Source organism: Nocardia sp. NBC_01377 (assembly GCF_045040005.1).
Classification (GTDB): Bacteria; Actinomycetota; Actinomycetes; order Mycobacteriales; family Mycobacteriaceae; genus Nocardia; species Nocardia noduli.
Window position 1 is genome coordinate 5,856,213 of the sequence record NZ_CP109566.1, and the last position, 17,617, is coordinate 5,873,829.

The window sequence follows — 17,617 nt, forward strand, 5'->3', positions numbered from 1 at the left end:
ACACACCGTATCCGGGATCTGTCGAGTGCGGAACCGGCCGGGCCGTCACGCCTGCGCCAGAATCTCGAGCACGCCTTCGCCGTACTTGGCGAGTTTGTTCTCACCGACCCCGTTGACGGTGCCGAGTTCTTCGAGGCTGGCCGGTTTGCGGGCGGCGATTTCACGCAGCGTCGCGTCGTTGAAGACGATGTAGGCGGGCATCGCCTGTTCCTTGGCGGTGGCCGAGCGCCATTCGCGCAACTTCTCGAACAGCGGCACGTCCCCCGGCGCCATGTCGACGACCGTCTTGGCCTGTTTGGCCGCGCGCGCGGATTTGGCCGGCACGCGCTCGGGTTCGCGGCGCAACCACACCTGACGGCCCTGGAACAGCACTTCGTCGCTGGCCTCGGTGAGGGTGAGCACCCCGTAGTCGCCGTGCACAGCGAGCAGGCCCTGCGCGAGCAACTGCCGCGTCACCCCGCGCCATTCGACATCGCGCAGATCGGTGCCGACCCCGAAGACCTTGAGTTCGTGATGGGCGTGCTGCAACACCTTGGGGTTCGATTTCCCGAGCAGGATGTCGACGATGTGCCCCGCGCCGAAACGCTGGCCGCGCTCGCGCTCCAGACGCAGCACGGCGGAGAGCATCTTCTGCGCGGCGACGGTGCCGTCCCACGATTCCGGAGGCGTCAGGCAGGTATCGCAATTGCCGCACGATGTGCCGTCCGGCTGGCCGAAATAGGCGAGGAGCTGACCCCGGCGGCAGGACACTGTCTCGCACAACGCGAGCATCGCGTCCAGGTGCAACTGGAGTTGCCTGCGGTGGGCCGCGTCACCTTCGGAACTCTCGATCATCTTCCGCTGCTGCACCACGTCGTTGAGTCCGTAGACCATCCACGCCGTCGACGGCAGCCCGTCGCGACCGGCGCGACCGGTCTCCTGGTAGTAGCCCTCGACCGATTTGGGCAGGTCCAGGTGGGCGACGAAACGGACGTCGGGTTTGTCGATCCCCATGCCGAACGCGATCGTCGCGACCACGACCAGCCCGTCCTCGCGCAGGAAACGCGACTGGTTGGTGGCACGGGTCCTGTTGTCCAGTCCGGCGTGATACGGCACAGCCGTGACGCCGTTCTCGGTGAGGAACGCCGCGGTCTTCTCGACAGAATTGCGGGACAGGCAGTAGACGATGCCCGCGTCACCCGCGTGTTCGGCGCGGATGAATTCCAGCAGCTGACGGTCGGCCCGGTTCTTGGGTTCGATGCGGTACTGGATATTGGGCCGGTCGAAACTGGAGACGAAGCGACGCGCGCCGCCGAGATCGAGGCGGTGGATGATCTCGTCGCGGGTCTTCTCCGTCGCGGTGGCGGTGAGCGCGACGCGCGGCACATCGGGCCAGCGTTCGTGCAGCACCGAAAGCGCCAGGTAGTCGGGGCGGAAATCATGGCCCCACTGCGATACGCAGTGTGCCTCATCGATGGCGAACAACGAGACCTTGCCGCGTTCGAGCAACCGCACCGTCGCCTCGGAGCGCAGCCGTTCCGGCGCCAGATACAGCAGGTCCAGCTCGCCCGCCACGAACTGGGCCTCGACCGTCCGGCGCTCGTCGGGGAACTGCGAGGAATTGAGGAAGCCCGCGCGCACGCCGAGCGCGCTGAGCGCGTCGACCTGATCCTGCATGAGCGCGATCAGCGGCGAGATGACCACCCCGACACCGGGGCGCACCAGCGAAGGCACCTGATAGCACAGCGATTTTCCGCCGCCGGTCGGCATCAGGACCAGCGCGTCCCCACCCGCGATCACATGCTCGACGATCTCGCGCTGATCACCGCGGAAATCGTCGTAACCGAACACTCGGCCCAGAACCTCTTGCGCCGCACCGATTCCGGCGCCGATCGCGGATTCGTCGGTCACCACAGCCGCGGATGTGTCGGGGGGAGTCACCCGGCCCATCCTACGAGCGCCGCCGAGACCACGCGCCGTCAGCGTGAGTATGACCGGGGCGATCCGCCGAGTTCTCCACATGTGGACAACCGAATTCCGTGGAACAGCGCACACCGGTCGCCGCCAGGCGACCGGTGTGCCCAGACGCTATTCCCGCACGTAGTAGCGCAATGTCGCGTAGGCGGTGATCGCCGCCACCACGATCCCGAGTGGCGCGATGGTCAGCGCGACGGTGGCGATATCGTCGCCGGTGATCCGGGGGAAGACATTGCTGTCGAACAGCGGTCCCAGCGCCCGGTCGATGACCAGCGGTTTGGCGATCAACAGCCCCACGATCGCGAGCAGCGATCCGGCCAGCGCCGAGACCACCGCCTCCATCAGGAACGGCAACTGCGTATACCAGCGGGTGGCGCCGACCAAGCGCATGATGCTCACCTCGGTGCGACGGGTGAAGGCCGCGATCTGCATCATGTTCGCAATCAGCAGCAGTGCCGCCACCGCCATCACCACGGCCAGCCCGAACGCCGCGTTACGCAGGCCGTCGAAAAGGCGCAGCAGCCGGTCGACGAACTCACGATCGTTGGCGACGAGTTTCACGCCCGGACTGTCGTGGAAGGTGTTGTAGATGCGTTCGTACTGGTCGCCGTCGGTCATCTTGACCCGCATCGAGGCGGGCAGCCGCGTCTCGGAGAGGTACTGCACCGTCTCGGGCTGATCCTCGAAGAGTTCCTTCACCTCATCGAGCGCGGCCGCGCGATTGACGAATTGGACGCTGACGACGCCGGGGGCCTTCTTCATATCCGCGAGCAGCGTCCGGCACGGCTCGGCCGCGCAGTCGGGATCCGTCTCGGAGATCACATCGTCGAGGAAGAATCGCACCTCGAGTCTGCTGGTGAAGTACTGCTCGGTCTTGTCGGCCATGCGCACCGACAGCAGGCCGCCGCCGAGCATCGCCAGCGATACCGCGGTGGTCAGGATCATCGCGACCGTCATCGTCACATTGCGACGCAGGCCGGTGAGAACCTCGCTGAACAGGAAATTCGCGCGCATTATCGGCCCACCCCGTAGACGCCTCTCGCGTCGTCGCGCACCAGTCGGCCCCGGTCGAGTTCGACCACTCGCCTGCGCATCGCGTCGACGATGTGATTGTCGTGGGTCGCCATGAGCACGGTGGTGCCGATCCGGTTGATGCGTTCGAGCAGCATCATGATGTCGCCGCTGGTATCGGGATCGAGGTTGCCGGTGGGTTCGTCGGCCAGCAGTACCAGCGGCCGGTTGACGAAGGCGCGGGCGATCGCGACGCGCTGCTGCTCGCCGCCGGAGAGTTCGCTGGGCAACCGGTCGCCCTTACCGCCGAGACCGACCATATCCAGGACTTCGGGCACGGTGCGGTCGATGAACTGGCGTCGTTTGCCGATCACTTCCAGCGCGAACGCGACATTCTCCTGGACCGTTTTCTGCTGGAGCAGCCGGAAATCCTGGAATACGACGCCCATCCGCTGCCGCAATTTCGGTACCTTGCGCCCGGGTAGCCGGTCGACGCGGAAATCCGCGACCCGTATCTCACCCGCCGTCGGCGCTTCCTCTTTGAGCAGCAGGCGCATGAAAGTCGACTTACCTGAACCGGACGGTCCGATGATGAAGACGAACTCGCCCTTGCCCACATCGACGGTGACATTGTCCAGCGCGGGTCGCGTCGATGTCTTGTACGACTTGGTGACGTTCCGCATGGTGATCACGGGGAGCCAGTGTAACCAGACCGGCCCCCCGATCCGCGGACTCGATCGGACTACTGTCCGGCGGGCTCGGAAATCGTCGCCGCCGGAGACGTGTTGATCAACACACCCGTGCCGATAGGCGGATGCTGATCGGGTTTGACGAACAGATAGAGAACGAACGTCGCGATCCAGGTTGCCATCAGGACCGCGGTCGACTTGCTCGGTTTCACCGTTTCTCTCAGGATCACTGTCGTTTTAAGTGGACTCACTGATTCCCTCCCGGCGTAGTGCCGCGGCGACTCGCACCCGCAGCTCTCGGCCGACTTCGAATTGCTTACCCGGCAGTGTGCGGGCAACCATTCGGATATTGATCTGATCCATTGCCAGGTCATCGATACCCATCACGGTGGGTTCGTCCAGTAGCAACGGCTTCAGTCTCGGGTCTTCGTACGCCCTTGTACCGACCTCGTGCAGTATCTCGTTCACCCTGGTGATGTCGACGGTCGCGGCCACCGGGACGTCGATCGCGGCACGGGCCCAATCCTTGGACAGGTTGGTCACTTTCACGATCTGTCCATTCGGCACGATGATCACTTCGCCGTCGGAGTTGCGCAGCGTGGTGATCCGCAACGTGACATCTTCGACCGTACCCTCGGCGATCTCGGCCGAACCGGTCACCGCGATGCGAACCACGTCACCGAATCCGTACTGCCGCTCGGTGATCAGGAAGAATCCGGCGAGGATGTCCTGCACGATGCGCTGGGCTCCGAAACCGAGCGCCGCGCCGAGCACCGCCGCGGGCGCCACGAGACCGTTGACCTGAAAGCCCAGACGCTGCAACACTTCCATGCCGACCAGCACGTAGACGATGGTCAGCACCACCCAGGTGAGCACCTGGGCCAGCGCGTGCCGATGCTTGGCCGCCTCGGATCGCACGAGCGCGTCGCTGCTGTGGAATCCGGAGTCGATCCTGGTGGTGATCCGGTCCCGGACGAAGGTCGCGAAGCGGCTGAAGAGCACCACGCCCAGCATCAGCAGGACGATCTCCAGCCCACTGGATCGCAGCCAGGCCGTGGTGTCCGAAGAGGTTCCGAGCGCGATCACCGGACCATCTCCGGCAATGTCTCGAGTTCGGCAACACACACGCCAGACAGGCTACAACGACACGGGGCCGAGCACGGCGCGTCACGCCGATACGGCCCCGTCGAGCTGTCGTGGCGAGGCCGAATTACAGCCCGCCGCAAATTAATTCGCCTGCTCCCGCATTCTCCAGCGAATCCCCGATTCGATGAAACCGTCGATATCGCCGTCCAGCACCGCCGTCGGATTGTTCACCTCGTAGTTGGTGCGCAGATCCTTGACCATCTGGTAGGGGTGCAGCACGTACGAGCGCATCTGGTTACCCCACGACGCGCCCTCGTTGGTCTTGAGCGCGTCCATCTCGGCGCGCTCCTCGAGCCGTTTGCGTTCCAGCAGTTTGGCCTGGAGCACGCGCATGGCCGAGATCTTGTTCTGCAACTGCGACTTCTCGTTCTGGCAGGTCACCACGATGCCGGTGGGGATATGGGTCAGGCGCACCGCCGAGTCGGTGGTGTTGACGCTCTGACCACCGGGCCCGGACGAGCGGTACACGTCCACCCGGATCTCGCCTTCCGGAATCTCGATATGGTCGGTGGTCTCGACCACGGGCAGCACCTCGACCTCGGCGAACGAGGTCTGGCGGCGGCCCTGGTTGTCGAACGGGCTGATCCGCACCAGACGGTGGGTGCCCATCTCGATCGAGAGCGTGCCGTAGGCGTAGGGCGCCTTCACCGCGAAGGTCGCGCTCTTGATACCCGCCTCTTCCGCGTAGGAGGTGTCGTACACCTCGACGGCGTAGTTGTGCCGGTCCGCCCAGCGGATGTACATCCGCATCAACTTCTCGGCCCAGTCCGCGGCGTCGACGCCACCGGCGCCGGAACGGATGTTGACCAGCGCCTCACGCTTGTCGTACTCACCCGACAGCAGCGTGCGAACCTCCAGGGCCTCCACGTCGCCGTGCAGCGCGACACGTTCGGCATCGGCCTCGGCCAGCGCCGCCGCCATGGCCTCGCCCTCTTCGCCCTCGGCCAATTCGTAGAGCACCGGTAGGTCGTCGAGTCGCTGCCGTAACTCCTCCACCCGGCGCAATTCGTTCTGGGCGTGGGAGAGCTCGCTGGTGACCTGCTGCGCGTGGTCCTGGTCGTTCCACAGGTCCGGATCCGCTGCCTGGTGTTCGAGCTCATCGATGCGGCGGCGTAATTCCTCGATATCGAGGACCGACTCGACCGTCTTCAGAGTCGCGTCGAGTTCGGCGAGGTCGGCGGAAACGTCAGGATGCACGATGTTCAAGCGTAGTCGCCCCGTCTGACCGGCGGCTCTTCAGGCCGGGTGAGTCGGTCGCGAGCGATGAACGGCGGACTCGGTCGTCATTCAATGAGGCCGTTTGAACCAGGCTCCCGCACTGCGTTGAGACAAGAGGATGACGATTGCCAGGCTCGCGCCGAAGCCGAAAAAGCCGGGCGGGACGCCTCCCGACATGCCGCCGAGGCCCCACCAGGATTCCGAAACTCGCGAAAATGATCGCGGCCACGCGCATGCCGTTCCCGTTCACGGTGTGTCTTTCAGCTGTCCCGCTGGCCTGTTCGGTCAGCGCGGTGGGCGGGCTTGCGGGTTCACGCCGGACATGGTTCAGCCCGAGACCGCACGCAGAGCACCGGGGTGGCGGCCCGCGAGCTTGTCCAGAGCGGTAGCGGTGGCCTCGTCGGCCGGAAGGTAGATGAACAGCTGCTGGTCGTCATCCGCGGGAAGATCGAGGGTTTCGAACACCAGATGCAACCGACCGGCCTCGGCATGCTCGACCCGGGTCGTGCCGGTCGCGGCAGGCAGGTTGGGCACCGTGGCAACGCGACGTGTGAACTCCTCACCGGCGAGGATCTCGAGTTCATCGGCGAGGGTCGCGGTGGCCGGATCATTACGAAAAGGTCCCTGTTTGAGGGCGGCGACCTGTTCGTCGGCGAGATATTCCCAATCCGGGTAGAAGTCGCGAGCCCGCGAGTCACCGAAGAGGAACAACGCGAGATTGGCCGTGGACGGATCGTCGAGCAATCCGGTCGGCGCCATCAGCCGTCGGTAGCCCTCGGTGTAGGCCAGAACATCGCTCAGACGGTTCACCACCACCGCCGCGGCCGGTTCCAACCGATCGAGAATGACGCGCACCGTAGGCCGCACAGCGCGGGCCGGGCCCACCGAACCCATGCAACTGAAGCCCGGGTCAGCTGATTTGGTCAACCGGTACAGGTGAATACGCTCACTCGGCACGAGATGCAGTGCGTTCGCGATGGCCGAGAGCACCGACGGCGACGGGCGACGGTCACGGCCTTGCTCGAGACGAATTATGTACTCGACGCTGACCCCGGCAAGGGTAGCGAGCTCGGCACGACGCAAGCCGGGTGTGCGGCGGCGCGGCCCCGCCGACAAACCGACACGGGCAGGTGAGACCGCCTCGCGCCGGGTCCGCAGGAACAGTCCCAGCTCGTTGTCGCTCACCCTTCGACGGTAACAAGCATCGGGCCGCCGAGGGTGTCCCCGCCACTACCACCCTCGCGGCGGTCTCCCCGGCTCGCGAAGCCGGTCGCACAGTTGATCTCGACGACCGATCCGGTCGTGACAGAGCACGAGGAGACAACGATGGCAAACACGCCCTTGAAACTCGCGGTGATCATCGGCAGCGTCCGCGACGGCCGGTTCGGGCCGGTGGTCGCGAGGTGGTTCGTCGACCAGGCCGACCGGCACGGTGGATTCGAGGTGGATCTCATCGATCTCGCCGACGCGGAACTGCCGATCGGACTGCCCGCGGTCTCACCGATGATCGAACCGAATCCGCCGCGCCCGGAGGGGATGCTCGATCTGACGGCGCGGCTGACGGCGGCCGACGCATTCGTCGTCGTGACGCCCGACTACAACCGCAGCTACCCGGCCGCGCTGAAATCGGCGATCGACTGGCATTTCACCCAGTGGGACGCCAAGGCCATCGGATTCGTCGGCTACAGCGGGGCGAGCGGCGGCCTGCTCGCCATCGAACATCTGCGCCAGATCTTCAACGAACTCAATGCCCACACCGTGCGCAACTACGTCTCGTTCCCGCGCTACTACCTGCTCTTCGACGCCGAGGGTGAACTGCGTGAACCCGAGGAACCCGCCGCGGCGGCCGAGGCGATGCTCGACCAGCTGCACTGGTGGACTCGTGCCCTGACCGCGGCGCGCTCGGTGCCCGCCTCGGCCTGATCGCGGCCGGTCGCGTGCCGCGCGGTACGGAATCGGCGACGCCCGATAGGGTTCGGTTCGTGGCTGCTCACTCCTCTGATCTGGAACTCGCCCTGCGATTGGCCGACGAGGCCGATTCGATCACCAAGGCGCGGTTCGGCGCGCTCGATCTGAAAGTGGACGCCAAACCGGATCTCACACCGGTCTCCGACGCCGATCTCGCGGTGGAGAAGTCGATCCGCGTGCTGCTCGGCCACGCCCGCCCCGACGACGCGGTACTCGGCGAGGAATTCGGCGGCGAGGCGGAGTTCAGCGGACGGCAGTGGGTGATCGATCCGATCGACGGCACCAAGAATTTCGTTCGCGGCGTGCCGATCTGGGCGTCGCTGATCGCGTTGCTCGAGGATGGCGTCCCCGTGGTCGGCGTGGTGAGCGCGCCCGCCCTTGGCAGGCGGTGGTGGGCGGCGGCGGGTTCGGGTGCCTGGTCGGTGGTTCATCCCGGTGCGCCGCAGCCGATCTCGGTGTCGGCGGTATCGGATCTGAGCGCTGCCAGTCTGTCCTTCTCCAGCCTGTCCGGTTGGCGGGAGCGCAGGCTGCGCGAGCGCTTCCTCGATCTCACCGACGACGTGTGGCGGATCCGCGGCTACGGCGATTTCTTCAGCTACTGCCTGCTCGCGGAGGGCGCGGTCGATATCGCCACCGAACCGGAGGTGTCGCTGTGGGATCTGGCGGCCCTCGACATCCTGGTCCGCGAGGCAGGCGGCACGTTCACCGCGCTCAGCGGCGAGCCGGGGCCGCACGGCGGTGACGCCGTCGCCACCAATGGGCTGTTGCAGGAGGAAGTGCTGGCCCGGCTGGGTGCGACGGCCTGAGCGGACCAACTCGCCTGTCGCGGCACGATTCCCACGTCCGGCGGCGAGGAATGTCGGCTCAGGCCGGGTCGAGCGACTTCTCGTACAGCATCACCCGATCGGTGCCGTGGAACTGCGGCGGCAACGTCGCCTCCCTGACCTCGGTGAAACCCTGTGCGGTGTAGTACTTCCTGAGCATCTCGTTGTTCGCGGCGGTGTCGAGGCGCTGCCGGACGATGCCCTCGGCGAGCGTGCGTTCGGCGCAGAATGCCAGGATGCGCGCACCCAACTCCCCGCCCCGGTGTTCCGGTGCGACCATGAGGCCGTGGATGTAGCCCGCCTCCGCATCGTCGTCGCCCCAGAATTCCGGGTCGCGCCAGATCAGGCGGACCGCCGCGATCAGGGTGCCGGATTCGCGCCACACGAACCACTCCCCGCGCTCGGTTTCGGCGCGCACCATCGCGGTGGGATATTCACCCGGGAGCCATTGGGCGATGCCGTGGTCGACCATCCATTGGGCCAGGCGGTCCCGCAATCGCGCGATGGCCGCCGCGTCGGCGGGGAGAGCGGGGGTCATGGGGGCTGCTTCGAACACGGGATCCGCTATCGGCGCGGGTCGGCCGGGGTCAGGTCGAGGCCGGGCGGGGGACGCAGGCGGCGCAGGGTGCCGTCCATGCTGGTGACGTAGAGGGCCCATGTCTCACCGTCGCGGACGATGCGCACCGACGTCGCGCCGTCGGGCGGGTTGCGAAGAAACGGTGCGGGTTTGATCAATCCCGTGATGATCGTGCAGGCCGCGCCGGTGACCGTGTCCACCTGATAGACGGCGCCGAGCACGTGGTCGGCGACGAAGAGGGCGCCCCCGCGCGTGGCCTCCATATCGTCGGGCACCGAGAGCAGCCGTGGGATCCCGGTGACGACCGTCGGCTCGTTCGGCGCGTCCAGCGGTATCCGGTAGATGTTCATGGAGAGGTTGCCGGTGAAGATCGAGACGCCGTCCGGGGCGAGAGCGAGACCGTTGGTCAACGGCAGCGACGACCAGGTGCGGGTGTATTCGCCGGTCGACGGCCGGTAGCGCGAGATGCCGCTCGGCGGGCCGACGACCCCGATATTGCTGAACAGCAGATCCCCGTCCGGCAGCAGAAGCAGTCCGTTCGGACCGTTCAGGCCGTTCAGCAGGGTGGTGACGGCGCGGGTGGGGATGTCGTAGCGGGCCAGGGTGCCGGGGAGTTCTCCCGCGCCGTCACCGGTCAGGAAGTAGGCCGAATCCCCGGCCACGCGCACCCCGGCGGGGTGATCCAATCCGGTCACGACCTTCTCGAACCGGCCCGCGGCGTCCACGTGCGCCAGATAGCCGTCGAGGATTCCGGTGACGTAGAAGCCGCCGTGCCCGTCGCTGTCCAGATTCTCTAGATTGCCGACACCGTCGAGCACGGTCTCGGCCGTCCAGCCCTCCGCGCACGAGGAGAGGATCGGCTCGGCGGATGCGGTCGGTATCACGGCGAACGTGCCGATCGTCACCGCGCACGCGAGTATCGCCGTGCGAAGACGCCGACTCCCCGACCCTGTCGTCATGCGGGACAACATAACAGCATCGTCGGGCGGTACGGCCCGAACGCGCGATGCCTCGAAACCGCTGCGATCGACACCGTGCCGACGTGCCCACATCCTCACCCGAGGTGGCGGATCCTCGGCCATATCTCGGCCAACGGCACGCGCGGACCACGGCAGATATTCATCGGCGCGCCCTGCTCGTCGTTATCGATGCCGAGACCGTTCTCGATCCGTCCCGCCGATTCGACCTCGGTGCAGTATCGATCGAGTTGTTCGCGGTCGATGCCGACGGTGAGCACCTCGACGGCCGAATCGTCCGGCGGTCCCCACCACCAGTACGCGTTGTGGCCCGAATGTGGTGTGGGCAGATCGTAGGGCGCGCCGAAACGCTCGATCGCGCCCGCCTCACCGTAGTTGTCGGTGAGGATCGCGATGTCGGGGCCGAGTCGGGCGCGCACCTCGCCGACGTTCCGAACGAACTCCGGCCAGCCGAGAGTCTCGCCCGCGTCGTAGTTGCCAGGACAGGCGAATCCGGCAGCGCCGACACCGGCAGCACCGGCAGGAACAAGATCGCGCCCGCGCAGGCGTCGACCCCGACGACCGAGCCCGCCGCCGCCCATCGAACGCGGTGTCCGCCCAGCCATCGCGCCACCGGAACCGCCGCCGCGGCCAGCAGGATCGGATACATCCCGCCCAGGTGGTACGCCTTTCCGCCTGTGACGAGGAACAGCGCGAACAGGACCGCGTAGCTCACCGCGAAGGCCCGATAGCGACGGTCCCGCCACAGCCGCCACCAGCCGAATATCCACAGCGGTGCGAGCAGCGGCCCCATCAGGCCGAATTGCAGGAGGACGAACATGATCGGCGTATCCGAGGTGCCCGAGGAACCACCCGCGATGGCTCGGCTCAGTTCCCATTGCGGCCAGTCGTTACGCGCCTGCCACAGCAGATACGGCAGCCGGATCAATACCGCGAGGACGACCGCCCAGACAGATATCCGGTGGCGAATACCTTGCGAGGTCCGACCGCGAGCAACGAGACGACGAGTACGACCACCGGGAAGATCAGCAGCAATGGCCGCCGCGAGAGCGCGCGCACCGCGTCCGCCCCCGAACGCGCCCGCCATCCATCCGGCGCACAGCACAACCAGCGTCGCCGCCACCAGCGCGGGCAATCGGAACAGGACCAGCGAATCCGGGTCGATCACCGTCATCGCGCGGGCCAGCAGGAGCGTCAGCGGTGGCTGATCGGTATATCCCCATTCCAGCCGACGGCCCGCGGCCATGAAGTACAGCTCGTCGCGGTGGTAGCCGTACCGGTTCGCGAACGCCGCGAGGACCGCGGCGAAAATCCCCGCGACCCAGTACATTCGGCCACTCTCCCATGCTCGGGCACAGTGCCGCCACCGGAAATTTCCCACTAGTTCCGATTTCCGCCCGTTCCATTGCTCGCCACCCCGTCATGCGGGAAACTCGCGGAGCGACCGACAATAGGACGGTTGTCCAGCTGTGTACCGAACATCACAGCGGTACCCGGACAACAATCCGCACACATCGGCTCGACGCAGTTCTTACTCTGGAGTAAGATAGACTTACTCAGGAGTAAGATTGCTGGGAAAGATTCGCCCCGCCCCACCGGAGAAACAGGTGATGATGAGCACTCGAGACAGCGCGACGAAGCGACGTCCTGATACGTCCGCCGTCGGCCTCAGCCAGCCCAAGCGGGACTGGATGGGCGCCGCGATGCGGGTGATGACCACCCTGACCGGGTCCGAACTCGTCGAGAAGTACAACCTGCGCAAACCGATCGAACGGGCCACCTACGAAGGCACCAAGACCGGGTTCCGCACCCTCGGGGCGGCCACCCGCGCATTCGGCAAGGTCGCGGGCGGGGGGCGTCCCAAGCGCCTGGCGAACAACGAGTCGACGCGAAAAGACCTCTTCGACATCACCCCCTCCGACGAGCAGCAGATGATCGTGGAGACGGTGCGCGATTTCGCCGCCGAGATCCTGCGACCCGCCGCTTTCGACGCCGACGCCGCGACCTCGGCCCCGCGCGACCTGCTCGAGCGCGCGGCCCAACTCGGCATCACCCTGATCAACGTGCCCGAGGAACTCGAAGGCGCGGCCTCCGAGCGCGGCGCGGTCACCAACTCGATGGTCGCCGAAGCGCTCGCGCACGGCGATATGGGGCTGGCGCTGCCGATCCTGGCTCCCAGCGGTGTCACCGTTGCCCTCTCGCAGTGGGGCACCGACGCCCAGCAGCAGACCTACCTGCCCGCCTTCACCGGCGAGAACGTGCCGCAGGCCTCCGTCGTCATCTCCGAGCCCCGCGCCCTGTTCGACCCGTTCGCGCTCCAGACCAAGGCCACCCGCTCCCCCAGCGGCTACCGCCTCAACGGCGTCAAGAGCCTGGTCCCGGCCGCCGCCGATGCCGAACTGTTCATCATCGCCGCCGAACTCGACGGCCGCCCCGCCCTGTTCATCGTCGAATCCGACGCACCCGGCCTGGTCGTGGAAGCCGACCCGAGCATGGGGCTGCGCGCCGCGGGCCTCGGCCGACTGCTGCTCGACAATGTCGCGGTCGGCACCGACGCGATCCTCGGCGACGGTGACGCCGCGACCCGCGCCGAGGAGTACGCGGACGCGGTCCGCCTGGCCCGCCTCGGCTGGGCCTCGCTCGCCGCGGGCACCGGCCAGGCCGTCCTCGACTACGTGATTCCGTACGTGAACGAGCGCGAGGCGTTCGGCGAACCCATCTCGAACCGTCAGGCGGTCGCGTTCATGGTCGCCAATATCGCGATCGAACTCGACGGACTGCGGCTGGTCACCCTGCGCGGCGCCTCGCGCGCGGAACAGGGCCTCTCCTTCGCTCGCGAGGCCGCGCTGGCCCGCAAACTCGCCACCGACAAGGGCATGCAGATCGGTCTCGACGGCGTCCAGCTGCTCGGCGGCCACGGCTTCACCAAGGAACACCCGGTCGAGCGCTGGTACCGCGATCTGCGGTCCGTCGGCATCGCCGAAGGTGTCGTGCTCGTCTGACCCGGCCCGATCGCGTATTTCAGGAGACCTCACCCATGATCAACCTCGAACTCCCCAAGAAACTGCGGGCAAGCGCCAACCAGGCCCACCAGGTCGCCCAGGAGATCTTCCGCCCGATCTCGCGCAAGTACGACCTCGCCGAGCACGACTACCCCGTCGAACTGGACGCCATGGCCGCCATGGTGGAAGGTCTCGCGGATTCGGGCACCCAGAAGATCGGCGGCGCGGCGGGCGGACGGTCCGACGACAGCGCCAAGGACCCGCACTCGACCGAACTGCTCGGCAACAGCAACGGCGGCAACATGTCCGCCCTGCTGAACGCGCTGGAAACCTCGTGGGGCGACGTCGGCCTCATGCTGTCGATCCCCTACCAGGGCCTGGGCAACGCGGCCATCGCCGCCGTCGCCACCGACGAGCAGCTGGAACGTTTCGGCAAGGTGTGGGCCGCCATGGCCATCACCGAACCGTCCTTCGGCTCGGACTCCGCCGCCGTCACCACCACCGCCGTGCGCGACGGTGACGAATGGGTCCTCAACGGCGAGAAGATCTTCGTCACCGCCGGTCAGCGCTCCACCCACATCGTGGTGTGGGCGACCGTCGACAAGAGCCTCGGGCGCGCGGCCATCAAATCCTTCGTCGTCCCGCGCGACGCCCCCGGCCTCTCGGTGGCCCGCCTCGAGCACAAACTCGGCATCAAGGCCTCCGACACCGCCGTACTGCTGTTGCAGGACTGCCGCATCCCCGCCGACAACATCCTCGGCAGCCCGGAAGTCAACGTGGAGAAGGGTTTCGCCGGGGTCATGCAGACCTTCGACAACACCCGCCCCCTCGTCGCCGCGATGGCCGTCGGCGTCGCCCGCGCCGCCCTCGAAGAACTGCGGACCATCCTCACCGACGCGGGCGTCGAGATCTCCTACGACATCCCCGCGAACAACCAGCACGCCGCCGCCGCCGAATTCCTGCGCATGGAAGCCGATTACGAAGCGGCATACCTGCTTTCACTGCGCGCCGCGTGGATGGCCGACAACAAGAAGCCGAACTCCCTCGAAGCCTCGATGTCCAAGGCCAAAGCCGGCCGCACCGGCACCGACGTCACCCTCAAGGCCGTCGAACTCGCCGGAGCCATCGGCTACTCCCAGCGCACACTGTTGGAAAAGTGGGGTCGCGATTCCAAGATCCTCGACATCTTCGAGGGCACCCAGCAGATCCAGCAGTTGATCGTGGCGCGCCGGGTACTCGGGAAGACGAGTGCCGAGCTGAAATAGGTTATCGGACAACAGAAAATCGGTGCCGGTCGCAGTGTCGACCGGCACCGATTTTCGTACCGTCCGGAATCCGCAAGGCTGTTCAGTCGGGCTTCGCCTGTTGTCCCAGAATTGCGGTCGGCTGAAGCATGATGCCCGGCTTTCCGCTGAAACGACTTGTCAGCATGAACAACTCGGCGCGCAGAAACGGGTGCAGGACGTTCACGACAGTCCGCGCGAATTCATCGACCTCTTCCGTCGTGCCGGCATCGAGGATCGAATACTCGGTGTCGCTGGTCGCCGACCGGCCATCGGCCTTGAAGACGCCGACCACCGACACCGCGGCGACATAGAATTTCGCCCGAGTTCTGGTTTCCATCGTCACCAGAACGGCACCCTTATCGCCGCTTTCCAACTTCATCCCCCCGGCCGTCACCTCGGCGAACCAAGAGGGGACGTCCTCGGGATCATCCGGATCGATGAGCTGGTACAGCAAACGGTCCGGATCGACGTGATGCAACGTCCAATCTGCCAGCTTGGTCATTGCGCGGACGCTGATCGATCGACCGACGACTCCCTCAGCACATATGTACGCGATGGCCGACGCGCGCTGCGCCCCCGCCGAACGTGTACATCATCGGGTAGATCGGTCGTGCCGGTGCCCGACTGCTTGTTGTCGGCGACAACGGTCAGCGACCGCAGCACGGCGTTTCCGGCCTGCGACTTGCTCTGCCAGACATGATATGGCTGGACGTCGTAGGTGATCATGGCGCCGATAGCCTCGGCATAGCGATTGAGAGTCGCCATGGTGGGATTCGTTCCCCCGGCCTCGAAGCGGCTGATCGTGCTCCGATCGACGCCCATCCGACGGGCCAACTCTGCTGGCTTGATGCCCGCTGCCGACCGCCGAGCAACCAACTGCCGGATCAGCTCGTATTCGGACTTCGCGAGGTCGACACCCAGCCGCTCCGCAGCACTCAACGGCTCCAGACCAGGGATGTTCATACAGAACCCTCCTTCGCATTCCCCGAGAATGCTGACTTAAAAGTCAACGCTAGCAGTTCCAGTTCCAGACACGCCAGGTCGTCGGAGGAATCGCCTCCTCGCACCAACGGATGATCGCCCACATCGCCTGCTTCATCTGTGCTGTCTGCTTACTACCCACATGACTCTCCTGCCCACGCTTGGTGCCCACGCCCGAGCCCAGGACCAGGTCGGTCGGCACGTCCGGCTCTCCGAAGTACAGGCGGTGTTCGCGAGCGTTTCCCGGCCTCGACGGCTTCTTCGGGGTGCGCTCGTCGACGCGGAGTTCTCCGAGCCAGGGCATGTCCCGTCTACCGAAATCACGACGCCCGACTCGATCACCGACGGGCACCCGATAGCCGTCACCGTTCCACGAGGCCGGTAGTCCACTTTCGGCGGCGGTCTCCATCAAGCCGACGAGCACCCGGAACGCACCCGGATCGCTGACCCGCAACGATGACAGCTCAGCGGCACAGAGTTCCACATACCACGTCCAGCCCGCGGAGTTCAATCGGCCGTGCAGCTCACCCGGCGGGATCCGAACCTTCCGAGCATCGGGGTCGAACGGCATGGAACACCCTCTCTCTGAACCGATTCGGACCGAAGACAACCAGCAGATCCACTTGATGGGCACGCGAGATTCGGCCCCGAACGTCAGCCCCGTCATCTACCCATCGGCGAAGCCACAGGCACACCACGAGAGCGGCCACCTGATCCGCGCAGCTTGTGAGACCACCCCCGACGCAGAGAGCATAGGACGTCGAGTTCGGGAGCGAGCTGAAATGAACAGTTGCACAACAGAAGCCCGATCCGGCGAGCCGGATCGGACCTTCGGGCTCGGACTTCACTCGGCGCCGAGACGACCACCGATGATCTCTTCGAGTTCGTCCATCGTGCGTGTGAAGATCGCCGGTAGGTCCACGTCGTAGCGGTGCGCGAGGATCAGCACCGACCACAGACAGTCGGCGAGTTCATGTTCGAGCGCGTCGCGGCCGCCGGGCACGGTGCGGGTGCCCTCGGCTGCCATGACCAGTTTGGCGAGATCTCCGACGTCGCCGATGAAGCCGAGCATGAAATCCTGACGCGACCAGGTTCGACCACGCTCAGCGAGGTTCGATTCGTCGTACATGTCGTGGATCCGGATCGCCCGTGAGCGAAGTTCTTCGAAGTCCATCCACCATGTCTATCAACATCTTCGGGGTACGGCGGGTCACCTCGACACCTACGACTCCGCGGTGGTGAGTAATTCACTCCAGCGGCGGGTGACCAGTTCCGTATAGAGGTCCGCGTCGATCTCGTACGCACCGAGCGCATAACCGTCGTTGACTTCGACCAATGCGGTCTCGCCGGTGTTCAGGACGCCGAAATCCATACCGTACGCGATCGGGGCGGTTCCGGAATCGCGATAGGTCGCGATCGCGGATTCGATGACGTTCATGTCGGGTGATATCGACCGGTCGCCGCTGTAGCGGGAGACCGTGACGATGCGCCGATCGATGACGTAGACGCGGAATTCGGCGATCCAGGCGACGATTTCGGAGCACCACACTTCCTGATGCCTGCTGATATTTCCCAGCGCGGCGATATCGCGCTCCGAATAGCAGACGGTGCCGGTGAAGTTCTTTCTCCGCCGTGCGGGTTTGACGAAGGTGGGTACGATTGTGCCCGCGTCCAGCGCGCGTTCGACCTCTCCCAGCGTCGACATCCACACGGTTCGCCGGAGATATTCCCGCAGGCTCGCCGGGTAGTCGTCGGCGTGCGGTATCGGAATTCGCAGTTGGCTCATGGCGCCGTGCATCGCGTCCATGTCGCCCGCCACCATCGTTTCAGGGCCGAGTGGCAGTTGCCTGCGTTGAATTCGTCTCAGGACGTAGAACCGGATCGGTATGCCGAGGCGGCCCAACCCCTCGGCCAGCAACCTCTCCTCGTGTCGAAGCCAGCGCGGGCCTTGGCCCTGGAGGAACGCGGTGGTGATCATGAAT

At 65.9% G+C, this 17,617-nt stretch carries 20 protein-coding genes; 5 read left to right on the top strand and 15 right to left on the bottom strand.

All coding sequences use genetic code 11. The features are described 5' to 3' along the window. Positions 1–45 precede the first annotated feature (45 nt). The 7 genes from recQ to OG225_RS27105 form a co-directional block, all read right to left on the bottom strand. Entirely contained in the window at positions 46–1,920 is a 1,875-nt protein-coding gene (recQ, locus tag OG225_RS27075) for a DNA helicase RecQ (RefSeq protein ID WP_405177840.1), read from the bottom strand. A gap of 147 nt (positions 1,921–2,067) precedes the next feature. Beyond that, the gene (gene ftsX, locus OG225_RS27080) at positions 2,068–2,970 is read right to left on the bottom strand and encodes a permease-like cell division protein FtsX (RefSeq protein WP_405177841.1); all 903 of its coding nucleotides are present in this window, start codon (positions 2,968–2,970) and stop codon (positions 2,068–2,070) included. Continuing rightward, positions 2,970–3,659, bottom strand: a complete 690-nt coding sequence (gene ftsE / locus OG225_RS27085; protein ID WP_109528283.1) for a cell division ATP-binding protein FtsE — start codon at positions 3,657–3,659, stop codon at positions 2,970–2,972. Before ftsE ends, ftsX begins: the two co-directional genes overlap by 1 nt. 50 nt (positions 3,660–3,709) lie before the next feature. Continuing rightward, entirely contained in the window at positions 3,710–3,838 is a 129-nt protein-coding gene (locus OG225_RS27090) for a hypothetical protein (RefSeq protein WP_405177842.1), read from the bottom strand. A gap of 55 nt (positions 3,839–3,893) precedes the next feature. Next, positions 3,894–4,670, bottom strand: coding sequence for a mechanosensitive ion channel family protein (locus tag OG225_RS27095; protein ID WP_405183378.1), 777 nt, complete (start codon positions 4,668–4,670; stop codon positions 3,894–3,896). Between the two features lie 213 nt (positions 4,671–4,883). Continuing rightward, on the bottom strand, positions 4,884–5,999 hold the full coding sequence (gene prfB / locus OG225_RS27100; RefSeq protein WP_405177843.1) for a peptide chain release factor 2: 1,116 nt from the start codon (positions 5,997–5,999) through the stop codon (positions 4,884–4,886). A 348-nt stretch (positions 6,000–6,347) separates the two neighbouring features. Continuing rightward, entirely contained in the window at positions 6,348–7,205 is an 858-nt protein-coding gene (locus OG225_RS27105; protein WP_405177844.1) for a helix-turn-helix domain-containing protein, read from the bottom strand. A 141-nt stretch (positions 7,206–7,346) separates the two neighbouring features. Between OG225_RS27105 and OG225_RS27110 the strand changes: the two genes are divergently transcribed. Both OG225_RS27110 and hisN read left to right on the top strand, forming a co-directional pair. Next, entirely contained in the window at positions 7,347–7,943 is a 597-nt protein-coding gene (locus OG225_RS27110) for an NADPH-dependent FMN reductase (RefSeq protein ID WP_405177845.1), read from the top strand. Positions 7,944–8,002: 59 nt separating this feature from the next. Then, positions 8,003–8,794, top strand: a complete 792-nt coding sequence (gene hisN, locus OG225_RS27115; protein WP_405177846.1) for a histidinol-phosphatase — start codon at positions 8,003–8,005, stop codon at positions 8,792–8,794. Positions 8,795–8,852: 58 nt separating this feature from the next. Here hisN and OG225_RS27120 read toward each other — a convergent pair whose 3' ends face one another. The 3 genes from OG225_RS27120 to OG225_RS27130 form a co-directional block, all read right to left on the bottom strand. Next, complete coding sequence (locus OG225_RS27120) at positions 8,853–9,350, bottom strand: GNAT family N-acetyltransferase (protein ID WP_405177847.1); 498 nt, start codon at positions 9,348–9,350, stop codon at positions 8,853–8,855. A 26-nt stretch (positions 9,351–9,376) separates the two neighbouring features. Then, positions 9,377–10,348, bottom strand: coding sequence for a hypothetical protein (locus OG225_RS27125; RefSeq protein WP_405177848.1), 972 nt, complete (start codon positions 10,346–10,348; stop codon positions 9,377–9,379). Between the two features lie 95 nt (positions 10,349–10,443). Continuing rightward, a complete protein-coding gene (locus tag OG225_RS27130; protein WP_405177849.1) occupies positions 10,444–10,971 on the bottom strand; it encodes a hypothetical protein in 528 nt (175 codons plus the stop codon). A 429-nt stretch (positions 10,972–11,400) separates the two neighbouring features. Here OG225_RS27130 and OG225_RS27135 point away from each other — a divergent pair, with 429 nt between their 5' ends. From OG225_RS27135 to OG225_RS27145, 3 genes are all read left to right on the top strand, one after another. After that, complete coding sequence (locus OG225_RS27135) at positions 11,401–11,574, top strand: hypothetical protein (protein ID WP_405177850.1); 174 nt, start codon at positions 11,401–11,403, stop codon at positions 11,572–11,574. A gap of 399 nt (positions 11,575–11,973) precedes the next feature. Continuing rightward, positions 11,974–13,368, top strand: a complete 1,395-nt coding sequence (locus OG225_RS27140) for an acyl-CoA dehydrogenase family protein (RefSeq protein WP_405183379.1) — start codon at positions 11,974–11,976, stop codon at positions 13,366–13,368. Between the two features lie 35 nt (positions 13,369–13,403). Beyond that, complete coding sequence (locus tag OG225_RS27145; protein WP_405177851.1) at positions 13,404–14,633, top strand: acyl-CoA dehydrogenase family protein; 1,230 nt, start codon at positions 13,404–13,406, stop codon at positions 14,631–14,633. Between the two features lie 82 nt (positions 14,634–14,715). Here OG225_RS27145 and OG225_RS27150 read toward each other — a convergent pair whose 3' ends face one another. The 5 genes from OG225_RS27150 to OG225_RS27170 all read right to left on the bottom strand — a co-directional run bounded on the left by OG225_RS27150 (position 14,716) and on the right by OG225_RS27170 (position 17,613). Further along, a complete protein-coding gene (locus OG225_RS27150) occupies positions 14,716–15,156 on the bottom strand; it encodes a hypothetical protein (RefSeq protein WP_405177852.1) in 441 nt (146 codons plus the stop codon). Further along, positions 15,153–15,617 carry a helix-turn-helix domain-containing protein gene (locus tag OG225_RS27155; RefSeq protein ID WP_405177853.1) on the bottom strand — a complete coding sequence of 155 codons (465 nt, stop codon included), beginning with the start codon at positions 15,615–15,617 and terminating at the stop codon, positions 15,153–15,155. Before OG225_RS27155 ends, OG225_RS27150 begins: the two co-directional genes overlap by 4 nt. A 49-nt stretch (positions 15,618–15,666) precedes the next feature. After that, complete coding sequence (locus OG225_RS27160; RefSeq protein ID WP_405177854.1) at positions 15,667–16,206, bottom strand: hypothetical protein; 540 nt, start codon at positions 16,204–16,206, stop codon at positions 15,667–15,669. A 273-nt stretch (positions 16,207–16,479) separates the two neighbouring features. Further along, the gene (locus OG225_RS27165; protein ID WP_405177855.1) at positions 16,480–16,809 is read right to left on the bottom strand and encodes a nucleotide pyrophosphohydrolase; all 330 of its coding nucleotides are present in this window, start codon (positions 16,807–16,809) and stop codon (positions 16,480–16,482) included. A 48-nt stretch (positions 16,810–16,857) separates the two neighbouring features. Then, a complete protein-coding gene (locus OG225_RS27170; RefSeq protein WP_405177856.1) occupies positions 16,858–17,613 on the bottom strand; it encodes an ATP-grasp domain-containing protein in 756 nt (251 codons plus the stop codon). Between the last annotated feature and the right edge of the window lie 4 nt (positions 17,614–17,617).

What these genes read in the sequence shown, in the direction of transcription:
- ftsX (WP_405177841.1), bottom strand. Translation starts at nt 2,970, where the DNA reads ATGCGCGCGAATTTCCTGTTCAGCGAGGTTCTCACCGGCCTGCGTCGC.
- OG225_RS27090 (WP_405177842.1), bottom strand. Translation starts at nt 3,838, where the DNA reads ATGGCAACCTGGATCGCGACGTTCGTTCTCTATCTGTTCGTCAAACCC.
- OG225_RS27095 (WP_405183378.1), bottom strand. Translation starts at nt 4,670, where the DNA reads ATGCTGGGCGTGGTGCTCTTCAGCCGCTTCGCGACCTTCGTCCGGGAC.
- OG225_RS27110 (WP_405177845.1), top strand. Translation starts at nt 7,347, where the DNA reads ATGGCAAACACGCCCTTGAAACTCGCGGTGATCATCGGCAGCGTCCGC.
- OG225_RS27120 (WP_405177847.1), bottom strand. Translation starts at nt 9,350, where the DNA reads ATGACCCCCGCTCTCCCCGCCGACGCGGCGGCCATCGCGCGATTGCGG.
- OG225_RS27125 (WP_405177848.1), bottom strand. Translation starts at nt 10,348, where the DNA reads ATGACGACAGGGTCGGGGAGTCGGCGTCTTCGCACGGCGATACTCGCG.
- OG225_RS27130 (WP_405177849.1), bottom strand. Translation starts at nt 10,971, where the DNA reads ATGGCTGGGCGGACACCGCGTTCGATGGGCGGCGGCGGGCTCGGTCGT.
- OG225_RS27135 (WP_405177850.1), top strand. Translation starts at nt 11,401, where the DNA reads ATGGCCGCCGCGAGAGCGCGCGCACCGCGTCCGCCCCCGAACGCGCCC.
- OG225_RS27145 (WP_405177851.1), top strand. Translation starts at nt 13,404, where the DNA reads ATGATCAACCTCGAACTCCCCAAGAAACTGCGGGCAAGCGCCAACCAG.
- OG225_RS27150 (WP_405177852.1), bottom strand. Translation starts at nt 15,156, where the DNA reads ATGACCAAGCTGGCAGATTGGACGTTGCATCACGTCGATCCGGACCGT.
- OG225_RS27155 (WP_405177853.1), bottom strand. Translation starts at nt 15,617, where the DNA reads ATGAACATCCCTGGTCTGGAGCCGTTGAGTGCTGCGGAGCGGCTGGGT.
- OG225_RS27160 (WP_405177854.1), bottom strand. Translation starts at nt 16,206, where the DNA reads ATGCCGTTCGACCCCGATGCTCGGAAGGTTCGGATCCCGCCGGGTGAG.
- OG225_RS27165 (WP_405177855.1), bottom strand. Translation starts at nt 16,809, where the DNA reads ATGGACTTCGAAGAACTTCGCTCACGGGCGATCCGGATCCACGACATG.
- OG225_RS27170 (WP_405177856.1), bottom strand. Translation starts at nt 17,613, where the DNA reads ATGATCACCACCGCGTTCCTCCAGGGCCAAGGCCCGCGCTGGCTTCGA.